This is a genomic window from Mycobacterium sp. (assembly GCF_039583805.1).
Taxonomy (GTDB): Bacteria; Actinomycetota; Actinomycetes; order Mycobacteriales; family Mycobacteriaceae; genus Mycobacterium.
Map to the genome: position 1 here is coordinate 1 of NZ_JAVKSH010000104.1, position 12,482 is coordinate 12,482.

Sequence of the window (12,482 nt, forward strand, 5' to 3'; positions counted from 1 at the left end):
CAAACTAGGCCAACTAGTTGAGACGGTTTACTATCGAACGATGAAGACGGTCACCAGCACAGAGGCCAAGGCGAAGCTCAACGCGATCTTGGCAGAGGTCGACCGGACCGGCGTATCGGTGACGATCACCACCCACGGTCGGCCGGTGGCTGTGTTGACGCCGGCGCATCGCCGTGGGCGGAAGTTCGGTCAGCTGCCTGCGCTTACCGTGCTGGAAACCTTCGATGATCCTCTTCCGGACTCGGAAATCGCTGCGTGGGAGGCTAATTCGTGACTCGCAAGGGACGCACCGCAACTCCGCGAGCGGTCCTGCTGGACACGAATGCCCTGCTGTGGTTGGTGACCGCGCCGGAGAAGGTTTCCGACTCGGCGCGTGAAGTGCTCTCAGAGCCGAGTACCGAGCTCATGGTCTCGGCAGCCTCGGCGTGGGAGATCGCGATCAAGACCCGGTTGGGACGCCTCGACGGCGAACCGCTGCTCTGCGCGTGGTCGGAGATCATTGCCGATATGACCGCTACCGACCTGCCGATTGACGCAGGCGACGCCGTCCTCGCCGGCCGCCTGCCTTGGGAGCACAAAGACCCCTTCGATCGGGTCATTGTCGCCCAAGCCACCCGGCGAAACCTCACCATCGCGACACGCGACACGCACATTTTGCGCGCCACACTCACCCCGACCCTGCACACCTGAGCGCGTTACCGCCATATTTTCGGCGGGCTGAGCGGACCGGGCTGTTGTCGACGCGCAGTGACCGCCGGAGCCGCGCTTCAGCCGCGCAGCTATCCCAGCCGGGCCATCCAGCCGTGGGTGTCGGCGAAGGTGCCCCGCTGGATGCCGGTCAGCGTGTCGCGCAGCGCCATCGTGATTTCGCCGGGTTCCCCGTCGGCGACGGTGAACTGGGCCTCGCCGTAGCGCACCTGCGAGATCGGGGTGATGACGGCGGCGGTGCCACACGCGAACACCTCGGTGATCTCGCCGGCCGCGGCCTTCTTCTGCCACTCGTCGATATCGACCTTGCGTTCCTCGACGGTGAATCCTGCGTCAATCGCTAACTGCAGCAATGAATCTCGCGTCACACCGGGCAGCAGTGAGCCGGACAGCTCCGGGGTGACAAGCCGCGCCGAACCGCCGCTGCCGAACACGAAGAAGATGTTCATCCCGCCCATCTCCTCGACGTAGCGGCGTTCCACGGCGTCCAACCACACCACTTGTTCGCACCCGTGCTCGGCGGCCTGGGCCTGCGCCACCAGCGACGCGGCGTAGTTGCCGCCGCACTTCGCCGCACCGGTGCCGCCCGGGCTGGCCCGCACATACTCCGTCGACACCCAGACACTGACCGGCCTGATGCCGCCTTTGAAGTACCCGCCGGACGGCGAGGCGATCACCAGGTAGCGGTACTGCTTCGCCGGGCGCACCCCCAGCCCCGGCTCGGTGGCAAAGACGAAGGGCCGCAAATACAGCGACTCTTCGCCGCCGGCCGCGGGCACCCAGGCGCCGTCGACGGCGATCAGCTGCCGCAGCGACTCGACGAAAAGCTCCTCGGGCAGTTCGGGAATCGCCAGCCGCCGCGCCGACGAGCGCATCCGCACGGCGTTCGCCTCGGCGCGGAACGACACGATCGACCCGTCCGTCCAGCGGTAAGCCTTGAGGCCCTCGAACACCTCCTGCGCGTAGTGCAGCACGATCGCCGAGGGATCCAGTTCGATCGGGCCGTAGGGCACCACCCGCGCGTCATGCCAGCCTCGCCCGTCGGTGTAGTCGATGGACACCATGTGGTCGGTGTGATACTTGCCGAACCCGGGATCGCGCAGGATCGCCTCGCGCGCTTCGTCGCCGGTCGGGTGTGCGGTCGGTGACACCGTGAACTCGAGCAGGCCGCCTGTCATCACGCGATTGTATATCCGCATGCTAGCGGGTTTTTGGTGCGACGAACGGCGGGCGCACCACGTCGCATTCCACCGCCCTGCCGCGCACGTCGACGGTGACGTGCCCGCCGTCCTGCACCCTTGCGTCGGAGTCGATCAGCGCCAGCGCGATACCGGCCTTCAACGTTGGCGAGAACGTGCCCGACGTGGTGACGCCGACCGTGCGGTCGCTGTCGAGCACCGTCAGCCCCGGCCGCAACACCCCACGGCTCACCGCGCGCAGCCCCCGCAGCCGCCGCTGCGGCCCCGCGGCCTTTTCGGCCAGCAGCGCCTCGCGACCGAAGAAGGCGTCCTTGTTCCAGCCGATCGCCCAGCCGCAGCCGGCCTGCAGCGGCGAGATCTCGGGCGAAAGTTCGTGCCCGTGCAGCGGATAACCCATCTCGGTGCGCAGGGTGTCGCGGGCGCCCAGGCCGGCGGGCTCCCCGTCCGCGTCGCGAACCGCCGCGAGCAGCCCGTCGAACAGCACGCCCGCGGACTCCCACCGCGGCACAAGCTCGTAGCCGTGCTCGCCGGTGTAGCCGGTGCGGCACACCCGCACCGGCATTCCCGAGTACGCGGCGTCGGCAAAGCCCATGTAGTCCATGCCCGTCGGCAACCCCAGTGCGTCGAGCACCTCGGTGGATCGTGGCCCCTGCACGGCCAGCACCGCGTAGCAGCGGTGCTCGTCGGTGACGGTCACCCCGGCCGGCGCGGCGGCCCGTAAAGCAGCGACCACCGCAGCGGTGTTGGCGGCGTTGGGCACCAGAAATATTTCGTCGTCGGCGACGTAGTAGGCTATCAGGTCGTCAACGACCCCGCCGGATGCGTTGCAGCACAATGTGTATTGCGCTTTGCCGGGTCGGATGCGGCCCAGGTCGTTGGTCAGCGCACAGTTGACGAAGTCGGCAGCGCCGGGTCCGCGGACGAGTGCTTTGCCGAGGTGGCTGACGTCGAACAGCCCGACGGCGGTGCGGGTGGCGTTGTGCTCGGTGACGGTGCCGGCATACGACACCGGCATCAGCCAGCCACCGAATTCGGCGAAGCTGGCGCCCAGCTCGCGGTGGCGGTCTTCCAGCGGTCCGTGCTGCAGGTGGGTCACGATGCTCCACACTAATCAGGTGATCGATTTTCATGCGCTGCAAGCTGCCGGAATCGCCGACGCGCGCGAGCGGGCGCCGCTGATCGACTACCTGGACAGCCTCGGTTTTTCGGCTCTCGACGACATGGTGGAAGCCGAGCGCCGCGGCCGGTTGTTCGGCCTGGCCGGTGACGTGCTGCAGTGGTCGGGTCCGCCGGTTGAAACCTTGCGCAGCGCCGCCGACGCGCTGGGTGCGCCGGTGGACGACGTCAGCTATGCCTGGGCTGTCCTGGGCCTGACGACCGCCGGACCCGATATTCGCGCGCTGAGCCAGGCCGACGTCGACGCCCTCGCGACCTGGGTGGCTCTCAGAGACGACTTCGGCGCGATGCTGGACGCTGTCCACCGACATCATCTGACCAGTACCCGGACCTTCATCGAAGGTGTGACGCCCGGCCCGTCGTCGAGCCTGGTGTGCGGTGTGGGTTTCGTGGACCTGTCCGGATTCACCGCACTGACCCGGGAGCTCACGCCGGCGGAGCTGTCGACGCTGCTCAACGGCTTTTCCGCCACCGTGGCCGATGTGGTGCACGCCGACGGCGGGCGGGTGGTGAAGTTCATCGGCGACTACTTCGGCACGCCGGTGAACCTGGCCGCCCGGCTGGTCGCCGCGGCGTCAGCGGGGCAGATCCTGGCCGCGGCGCAGGTCCGCGACGAACTGCCGAACTGGCCGGCGACCGCGCAGGACCCGTTGCAGCTCAAGGGTTTCGACGAGTCCGTGACGGCATACGACCTGCATGGTTAGGGTAGGTGCTCGTGAGCACCCCACCCGGATACCAATCCCCCACCGTCACCGTCGCCTCCGCTTTGCCGCGCCGCGGCAGCAAGGCGGTGTTGATCGTGCCGGTGGCCGGTGCCGAGGACCAGCCGGGCGCGGCCGTCGTCGGCGCCGGGCAGCTGCTGCCGGCCGGCGCGGTCGCCGAGATCGAGGCCGGCCTGCGGGCGCTGGGCGCCAAGGCCGGAAACGAGCAGGTGACCAGGCTGGTGGTGGCCTCGCTGCCGGTCGCCCATGTGCTGGCGGTCGGCCTGGGCATACCTCGTGGCGAGTGGCCCGCCGAGACGATCCGGCGCGCCGCCGGTGCGGCGGCGCGGTCGCTGAACGGCGCCGGCAGCGTCGTCACCACGCTGTCCGGGCTCGACGTGGCGGCCGCGGTGGAGGGGCTGATCCTGGGCGGCTACCGGTTCACCTCCTTCCGCAGCGACAAGACCGCGCCCAAAGACCCGGGACTGCGGGCCATCACCGCGCTGTCCGGTCAGGCCGGCGCCAAGAAACTGGCCGCGCAGGCCGCCGCCGTCGCCACCGCCGTCGCCACCGCCCGGGACTTCGTCAACACCCCGCCCAGCCACCTGTATCCGGCTGAATTCGCGAGGCGCTCAAAGGCTTTGAGTGAGTCCGCCGGTCTGGAGGTCGAGGTGCTCAACGACGCGGCGCTGCGGCGGCACGGCTACGGCGGGGTGATCGGCGTGGGCCAGGGCTCGTCGCGGCCGCCGCGGCTGGTGCGACTGACCCATCGCGGGTCGCGGCTGGCCAAGAACCCCAAGAAAGCCGCGAAGGTGGCGCTGGTCGGCAAGGGCGTCACCTTCGACACCGGCGGCATCTCCATCAAGCCCGCGGCCTCGATGCATCACATGACCTCGGACATGGCCGGCGCCGCCGCGGTCATCGCGACCGTGACCCTGGCCGCCCGATCACAGCTGCCGATCGACGTGATCGCGACGGTCCCGATGGCCGAGAACATGCCGTCGGGAACCGCCCAGCGGCCCGGCGACGTGCTGACCCAGTACGGCGGCACCACCGTCGAGGTGCTCAACACCGACGCCGAGGGCCGGCTGATGCTCGCCGACGCCATCGTGCGGGCGTGTGAGGACAAACCGGACTACCTGATCGAGACGTCGACGCTGACCGGCGCGCAGACCGTGGCGCTGGGCAACCGCACGCCGGGGGTGATGGGCAGCGACGAATTCCGCGACCGGGTGGCCGCGATCAGCCAGGCTGTCGGCGAGAACGGCTGGCCGATGCCGCTGCCCGACGACCTCAAAGAAGACTTGAAGTCCACCGTCGCCGACCTGGCCAACGTGAGCGGGCAACGCTTCGCCGGCATGCTGGTGGCCGGGGTTTTCCTGCGCGAGTTCGTCGCCGACGGGGTGGCGTGGGCGCACATCGACGTGGCCGGGCCGGCGTTCAACACCGGCGGCCCGTGGGGCTACACGCCCAAGGGCGCCACCGGGGTGCCGACCCGCACCCTGTTCGCCGTGCTGGAAGACATCTGCGAGAACGGCTGAGACGGCCAGCCCGCCGTCCGGCACACAAATCGGGCATCCGCTGGGCGCCGGAGGGTCGCGAACTGTTCAGCGAGTCGTGAGTAAACGTGCGCGAATGTATGTGTTACGCCAGTGGCGTGAAGTTGGCTGAGTGGGCGCGTGGCAATGGTGTTCACCCGCAGACCGCGTACCGGTGGTTCCGGGAAGACAAGATGCCAGTGACGGCTCGGCGGCTGGAGTCGGGGACGATCCGGGTCGACGTTGCGGAGGAAAAAACGAGCGGGCGGGTGGTTCTGTACGCGCGGGTGTCCTCGCATGATCAGCGTTCCGATCTGGATCGGCAGGTCGCACGGTTGACGTCGTGGGCGACGTCGAACGGGCATGAGGTCGGGGAGGTGGTTTGGACGTGGCAGGGATGCTGCGACAAAAGGGCTTGTCGGGGGCGCGCGCCAGGCGGCGCGGCCTGTCGGATGCGGCCCTGGGCACCCCGCGCCGGCAGCTGTCCTACAAGACGGGCTGGTACGGGTCGCAGCTGGTCGTTGCTGACCGCTGGTTCCCGTCGTCGAAAACCTGCCATGCCTGCGGGCATGTGCAGAACATCGGATGGGCCGAACACTGGCAATGCGAGGCCTGCTCGGCCCGTCATCAACGCGATGACAACGCATCTATCAACCTCGCACGCTACGAGGAACCCGTTGGCGTCGTCGGCCCAGTTGGGGCCGCCGTCAAGCGTGGAGCCGACCGTAAGACCCGGCCCAGCCGGGCAGGTGGCGATGAAGCGCGGAAGGGAACCGGCCACCCGGCCGGAGAACAACCCCGAGATGGGGTGCCTGTCTGATGAGACTCACATTTGCTTACCAGAAGGCAACGGTCACACCACCCGCCCACGCGCGATGCTGCGCAAAGCCTGCGGGAGCAGTCGCGACAGGCTATAGAGCAGGTAGGCCTCCGGTGCCACCGGCCGGATGGGCTTGTTCTTCTTGACCGCCGACACGATGGCATTGGCCACCTTGTCAGGGCCGTAGCGCCGCATCGTGAACACCTTCTCCAGCTGGGCCCGGCGGCCCTCAAACTGCTCGGCGCAGCCCGGCGGGGCGTCGAAACGGGTGGTGTGCACGATGTTGGTGTCGATGACACCCGGGCAGATCGTAGTCAGGCCGACGCCGGCCGCGTCGAGTTCGGCGCGCAGGCAATCGGAGAACATGTAGACGGCGGCCTTGGACGTGCAGTAGGCGTTCATCGACTGCTGCGGCGCCCAGGCGGCCATCGACGCCACGTTGACGACGTGCCCGCCCGTGCCCCGGTCGACCAGGCGCCGCGCAAACGCACGGCAGCCGTTGACCACGCCACCGAAGTTGACGTCGAGCACTCGGTCGAACTGCTCGGCCGGGGTGTCCAGGAAATTGCCGGCCTGCCCGATTCCGGCGTTGTTGACGACGATGTCGGGTACGCCATGCTCTGCGCAAACATGCTCGGCGAACACCTCGACAGCCGCGGGGTCGGCGACGTCGAGGACATAGGAATGCGCGACACCGCCGGCCGCGACGACCTGCCCAGCGGTGTCCTTGGCCGCGGCCCCGTCGATGTCGCTGACCACCACCTCGGCGCCCTCGCGCGCGAACGCCAGCGCGGTCGCCCGGCCGATGCCGCTGCCGGCGCCGGTCACCGACACCAGCACGTCGGAAAAGCAGGCTCGGTCGCCGCCGACCCGCGCGCGCCGCAACGCACGGCTGGGCGCTTTGCCCTCCGTGAAGTCGGCGAACTCGTGCAACGCGGCGGCCAGCACCTGCGGATGTGACATCGGCGACCAGTGTCCGGCCTTGACGTCGCGGCGCCACAGCCGCGATACCCAGCGCGCGGTGGCGTCATAGGAGTGTGGCCGTACATAGGGGTCTTCGGTGTTGACGATCAGCTGCACGGGCACGTCGACATGAAGATCGCGGCGATTAGCCGAAAATGACCGAAAGTAGTTGGCGGAGTAGATCTTCACCGTGCTAGCTGCATCCCTGGCGAGGGTGTCCGAGTGACGGACCTGCTCGGCGGGGATGCCTTTGGTCAGGGCGCGGCGGATTGGCCCGCTGGACAGCGCCGCGCGCACGACCAGAGGCGACAGCACCGGTATGGACAACGCCGCCATGTAGGTCAACCGCAGCGCCTGGCTGAGCGACCGCACGAATGTCAGCGGCCGCTGAGGATGCCGCAAACCGGTGAAAATGTAATCCGCCAGGTGGTCCTGGCCGGGGCCCGACACCGAGGTGAACGACGCGACCCGGTCCGCGGCGCCGGGCCGGCTCAGGTATTCCCAGATCCCCACCGAACCCCAGTCGTGGGCCAGCACGTGCACCGGCTCACCGGGGCTGCAGGCGGCGGCGACCGCGTCGAAGTCGTCGGCAAACCGCGCCATCGTGTACGCCGACACCGGCCTGGGAGTCGACGACCCACCGACGCCCCGGTTGTCGTAGCGGATGATCCGGAACCGGCCGGCAAGCAGCGGGACGACGCCGTCCCACAGCACATGAGAGTCCGGCCAGCCATGCACCAGCACGACCGTGGGCCCCTCGGGGGTGCCCTCCTCGTAGACCGCGATCCGGGCGCCGTCGGCGCTCTCGACAAACCGCTCGACCACCCGCGTTGGTGGCGGCATCGGACCTCCCTTCCGCATGCACCGGCCCTCCGCCTGCACCGGCCGGTGCGTGTCGTACCGTGCCCTCATCTGCCGGGGGTGTCAAGACCGCGCCCTGCGAGCGCACCCACCGCCGCGAGTGACAGGATGAGGTGGACAATCCGCCCGGGTGCCGCGCCCGCCGGACGGCGCTGTGGTAAGCCAGAGATCGACCGTGCCGAACGACCGATCGATCGAGGAGTCAACGACGATGGCCTTCTCCGTCCAGATGCCGGCCCTCGGCGAGAGTGTCACCGAGGGGACGGTGACCCGCTGGCTCAAGCAAGAAGGCGACACCGTCGAAGTCGACGAGCCGCTGGTGGAAGTGTCCACCGACAAGGTCGACACCGAGATCCCGTCGCCGGCGGCCGGGGTGCTCACCAAGATCGTCGCCCACGAGGACGACACCGTCGAAGTCGGTGGCGAACTGGCGGTCATCGGCGACGCGGCCGAAGCCGCCAGTGAGCCACCCGCTGCCCAACCAGTTCCCGAACCGCAGCCGCCGCAGGCTCCCTCGCAGCCCGAACCGCAACAGCCACCCGCACCGCGGCCGGCGACGGCTGCGTCGGATGGCGGCCAGGGGGCGGCCACACCGGTGTTGATGCCCGAGCTCGGCGAATCGGTCACCGAGGGCACGGTGACGCGCTGGCTGAAGAAGGTCGGCGACCCGGTGCAGGTCGACGAGCCGCTGGTGGAAGTGTCCACCGACAAGGTGGACACCGAGATCCCGTCGCCGGTGGCCGGCACGCTGCTGTCCATCACCGCTGAGGAAGACGCCACCGTCCCGGTGGGCGGCGAGCTGGCGAAGATCGGTGCCGCCGCGGCCGCGCAGGCGCCTGCGGCCGCACCCGCACCGCCACCGCCACCGCCGCCGGTGCCCGAGCCCACACCCGCACCGCCACCGCAGCCCGAGACCACACCCGCACCGCCACCACCACCCGCGGCCGCGCCGGAGCGCCCACCCGCCCCGCCGGCCGCCGCGGCAGCCACCCCGTATGTCACGCCGCTGGTGCGGAAACTGGCCGCGGAGAACAACATCGACCTCGCCGCCGTGACCGGCACCGGCGTGGGCGGCCGCATTCGCAAACAGGATGTGCTGGCGGCTGCCCAGCAGAAGAAAGAAGCAGCGACGACGCCAGTGGCCGCGGCCCAGCCGGCGGCACCGGCACCGACCGCGGCGGCGGCCCCGGCGCCGGCTCTGGCGCATCTGCGGGGCACCACCCAGAAGGCCAGCAGGATCCGCCAGATCACCGCCAACAAGACCCGCGAGTCGCTGCAGGCCACCGCCCAGCTGACCCAGACCCACGAAGTCGACATGACCAGGATCGTGGGGTTGCGGGCCCGGGCCAGGGCCGCGTTCGCCGAGCGCGAGGGCGTGAACCTGACCTTCCTGCCGTTCATCGCCCGCGCCGTGATCGACGCCCTCAAGATGCATCCCAACGTCAATGCCAGCTACAACGAGGACACCCGGGAGATCACCTACTACGACGCCGAGCACCTGGGGTTCGCGGTCGACACCGAGCAGGGCCTGCTGTCCCCCGTCATCCACAATGCCGGTGACCTGTCGCTGGCCGGGCTGGCGCGTGCGATAGCCGACATCGCCGCCCGCGCCCGCTCCGGTGATCTCAAGCCCGACGAGTTGTCCGGGGGCACCTTCACCATCACCAACATCGGCAGCCAGGGCGCGCTGCTGGACACCCCGATCCTGGTGCCACCGCAGGCCGCCATGCTGGGCACCGGGGCGATCGTCAAACGACCGCGGGTGGTCGTCGACGAGAACGGAAACGAGTCGATCGGCATCCGCTCGATCTGCTATCTGCCGCTGACCTACGACCACCGGCTGATCGACGGCGCCGACGCCGGGCGATTCCTGACCACCATCAAGCACCGGCTCGAAGAGGGCGCGTTCGGGGCCGACCTGGGTTTGTGACGCCGTGGCCTCTGTCGCGATCGCCGGGTCGTCGGGTCTGATCGGCTCGGCTCTGGTCGCGGCGCTGCGCGCGGACGGGCACCGGGTGTTGCGGATCGTGCGCCGCCCACCGGCGAACGACAGCGAACTGCAGTGGGACCCCGACGCCGGCGAGTTCGACGCCGGCGCGTTGCGCGGAGTCGACGCCGCGGTCAACCTGTGCGGCATCAACGTCGGCCAGCAGCGCTGGTCGGGAGCGTTCAAACAGAACCTGCGCGACAGCCGCATCACCCCGACCGAGGTGCTGTCGGCCGCGGTCGCCGACGCCGGTGTCGGAGTGCTGGTCAACGCCAGCGCGGTCGGCTACTACGGCAACGCGGGAAGCCGGGCTGTCGACGAAAATGCCTCGGCCGGAACGGGTTTCCTGGCGCAGCTGTGCCAGGACTGGGAAGCCTCGACCGCATCCGCCCGGCGGGCCGGTGCTCGCGTCGTCGCGGCCCGCACCGGCCTGGTGCTAGCCCCGTCGGGGGGTGTGTTGGGCCGGCTGCGGCCGTTGTTCTCACTGGGCCTGGGCGCCCGGCTGGGCGACGGCCGCCAGTACATGTCGTGGATCAGCCTCGACGACGAGGTGCGCGCCCTGCAGTTCGCCGTCTCCGACGGCGGGTTGTCCGGGCCGGTGAACCTCACCGGACCCGCGCCCGTCACCAACGCGGAGTTCACCGCGGCGCTCGGCCGCGCGCTGCGCCGGCCCGCCCCGCTGGCGGTGCCCGGCTTCGCGGTGCGCGCCGCGCTGGGTGAGTTCGCCGACGAGGGTTTGCTGACCGGTCAACGGGCCATCCCGGCCGCACTCGAGCACGCCGGATTCCGGTTCAACCACAACACCATCGGCGAGGCGCTGGGCTACGCCGCCGCGCGGCCCTGAACCACCCCCGGACCGGCGCGGTAGTCAGCCTGCCCGAGTTGTGCGGATGCGCTCATCGCGGGTATCGGCGTGGCGCGCAGGCTGGCCCTTGCGCAGCGTGGCCAGCAGCTCCCGGTACGGGCCGACGAGGTAGGCGGTGTCGCCGACCATGAGTTGGTCCTCGCGGCGCGGGTGCAGTTCGACCGACCCTTCCCGGCGCACGATCACGATGACCCGGAATTGGGTGGACAGCTCGACCATCCGCAGCCCATCGAGTTCGCTGGCGGCGTCCACCCGCACTCCGCCAATCATCAAAGAACGCTGCCCGACCGAAAACGTCCTCAGCATGTGCAGGCCCATCGCGGTGCCGATGAACCACGGCGCGGCCAGGTCGACCGTCGACCGGACGTTCTCGAACCCGAACCGCTGCGACACCGCGCCACCCAGGGTGCAGTCGTATATCCGCAGCACCAGCGGAACATCGGGCCGGTTGACCGCCGGCACAACCCGTGGGTCCAGCATCTCGCGCAGCACGATCGGGGTCTCAACGGTCATCCCCGACGCAGACGACGGCGACTGTGTCGGCCAACCCGGCGTCGGCGAGCCCGGCGGAGGCGGACTTGACCGGCGCGAGTTTGGCGATTCTCACCCCAGCGCTGTTCAACTCCTCGACGATCGTCCTCACCAGCGCGTTGTCACCACTGACGGTGTTGACACTGACAGTGTTGACACTGACAGTGTTGACACTGACAGTGTTGACACTGACAGTCTTGTCACTGACAGTGTTGACACTGACAGTCTTGTCACCCGCCATCAACACCCACTCCCGCTCGAAGCGAGGTCCATTCGCTGCGATTACGATCAGACACCGCGCTGAATCGTGCCACTGGGAACGCGATCACGGGCAAGGACGGCAGTCGCCGCGGCCCATCCACCGATCTGCCGACCCGCACAACGTCGCCGAGTACCCTCGCCAGAGTGACGCGTTCCATCCGGTCGAGCCTGGACGCGATCAACGTCCGCCAGCTGGGCAGCGTGGACTATCGCACCGCATGGCAGCTGCAGCGCGACGTGGCCGAAGCCCGGGTGGCCGGCGGCCCCGACACGCTGCTGCTGCTCGAACACCCGCCGGTCTACACCGCCGGACGGCGCACCGTGGCGCAGGAACGGCCGCTCGACGGCACACCGGTCGTCGACACCGACCGCGGCGGCAAGATCACCTGGCACGGCCCAGGTCAACTCGTCGGGTATCCCATCGTCGGGCTGGCCGAGCCGCTGGATGTGGTCAATTACGTTCGGCGCCTTGAAGAAGCGCTGATCGGGGTGGCCGCCGAGCTGGGTGTCGCCGTCGGCCGGGTCGACGGCCGCTCCGGCGTGTGGGTGCCCGGCCGGCCGGCACGCAAGGTCGCCGCCATCGGGGTCCGGGTGGCGCGGGCGACGACACTGCACGGGTTTGCGCTCAACTGTGACTGCGACTTGGAAGCGTTCTCCAGGATCGTGCCGTGCGGCATCACCGATGCCGGCGTGACGTCGCTCAGCGCTGAATTGGGCCGCCACGTCGGTGTCGACGACGTGCGCACCGCGGTCGCCGACGCGGTGTGCGACGCCCTGGACGGCCGGCTCGCGCTCAGCGAGGTGCCTCACGTAAAAGTGAGCGCGAAGTAGATGGCTGGTGCCTCACGCATGGTGAGCGCGTGGGGGGCTTG

11 protein-coding genes and 2 pseudogenes are annotated in these 12,482 nt (G+C 69.4%); 8 read left to right on the plus strand and 5 right to left on the minus strand.

The features are described from left to right. Window positions 1–40: 40 nt before the first annotated feature. Both ABDW21_RS13710 and ABDW21_RS13715 read left to right on the plus strand, forming a co-directional pair. A complete protein-coding gene (locus tag ABDW21_RS13710) occupies window positions 41–274 on the plus strand; it encodes a type II toxin-antitoxin system Phd/YefM family antitoxin (RefSeq protein ID WP_343601977.1) in 234 nt (77 codons plus the stop codon). Further along, window positions 271–690, plus strand: coding sequence for a type II toxin-antitoxin system VapC family toxin (locus ABDW21_RS13715; protein ID WP_343601978.1), 420 nt, complete (start codon window positions 271–273; stop codon window positions 688–690). Before ABDW21_RS13710 ends, ABDW21_RS13715 begins: the two co-directional genes overlap by 4 nt. Before the next feature lie 89 nt (window positions 691–779). On the opposite strand, the gene ABDW21_RS13720 is transcribed toward ABDW21_RS13715, so the two are convergent. Further along, window positions 780–1,886 (minus strand): branched-chain amino acid aminotransferase, encoded by a 1,107-nt coding sequence (locus tag ABDW21_RS13720; protein ID WP_343601980.1) that lies wholly within the window; start codon window positions 1,884–1,886, stop codon window positions 780–782. 22 nt (window positions 1,887–1,908) lie between these two features. Then, on the minus strand, window positions 1,909–3,003 hold the full coding sequence (gcvT, locus tag ABDW21_RS13725; protein WP_343601981.1) for a glycine cleavage system aminomethyltransferase GcvT: 1,095 nt from the start codon (window positions 3,001–3,003) through the stop codon (window positions 1,909–1,911). Between the two features lie 19 nt (window positions 3,004–3,022). On the opposite strand from gcvT, the gene ABDW21_RS13730 reads away from it, so the two are divergent. The 3 genes and pseudogenes from ABDW21_RS13730 to ABDW21_RS13740 all read left to right on the plus strand — a co-directional run. Beyond that, a complete protein-coding gene (locus tag ABDW21_RS13730; RefSeq protein WP_343601983.1) occupies window positions 3,023–3,787 on the plus strand; it encodes an adenylate/guanylate cyclase domain-containing protein in 765 nt (254 codons plus the stop codon). A gap of 11 nt (window positions 3,788–3,798) precedes the next feature. Continuing rightward, window positions 3,799–5,325: a leucyl aminopeptidase gene (locus ABDW21_RS13735; RefSeq protein ID WP_343601985.1), complete on the plus strand. Its 1,527-nt coding sequence runs from the start codon at window positions 3,799–3,801 to the stop codon at window positions 5,323–5,325. Between the two features lie 376 nt (window positions 5,326–5,701). Beyond that, window positions 5,702–6,142 (plus strand): annotated as a pseudogene (locus tag ABDW21_RS13740) (zinc ribbon domain-containing protein); the annotation flags it as partial. Between the two features lie 33 nt (window positions 6,143–6,175). Here ABDW21_RS13740 and ABDW21_RS13745 read toward each other — a convergent pair. Beyond that, entirely contained in the window at window positions 6,176–7,948 is a 1,773-nt protein-coding gene (locus ABDW21_RS13745) for an SDR family oxidoreductase (protein ID WP_343601986.1), read from the minus strand. A 229-nt stretch (window positions 7,949–8,177) separates the two neighbouring features. On the opposite strand from ABDW21_RS13745, the gene sucB reads away from it, so the two are divergent. Continuing rightward, complete coding sequence (gene sucB, locus ABDW21_RS13750; RefSeq protein ID WP_343601988.1) at window positions 8,178–9,896, plus strand: 2-oxoglutarate dehydrogenase, E2 component, dihydrolipoamide succinyltransferase; 1,719 nt, start codon at window positions 8,178–8,180, stop codon at window positions 9,894–9,896. 4 nt (window positions 9,897–9,900) lie between these two features. Beyond that, window positions 9,901–10,797, plus strand: a complete 897-nt coding sequence (locus tag ABDW21_RS13755) for a TIGR01777 family oxidoreductase (RefSeq protein WP_343601989.1) — start codon at window positions 9,901–9,903, stop codon at window positions 10,795–10,797. 24 nt (window positions 10,798–10,821) lie between these two features. On the opposite strand, the pseudogene ABDW21_RS13760 reads toward ABDW21_RS13755, so the two are convergent. Beyond that, a pseudogene (locus tag ABDW21_RS13760) lies at window positions 10,822–11,313 on the minus strand (TrkA C-terminal domain-containing protein); the annotation flags it as partial. Window positions 11,314–11,320: 7 nt separating this feature from the next. Beyond that, the gene (locus ABDW21_RS13765) at window positions 11,321–11,590 is read right to left on the minus strand and encodes a hypothetical protein (protein ID WP_343710577.1); all 270 of its coding nucleotides are present in this window, start codon (window positions 11,588–11,590) and stop codon (window positions 11,321–11,323) included. Between the two features lie 164 nt (window positions 11,591–11,754). Between ABDW21_RS13765 and lipB the strand changes: the two genes are divergently transcribed. Beyond that, a complete protein-coding gene (lipB, locus tag ABDW21_RS13770; RefSeq protein ID WP_343710578.1) occupies window positions 11,755–12,441 on the plus strand; it encodes a lipoyl(octanoyl) transferase LipB in 687 nt (228 codons plus the stop codon). Window positions 12,442–12,482: the final 41 nt, after the last annotated feature.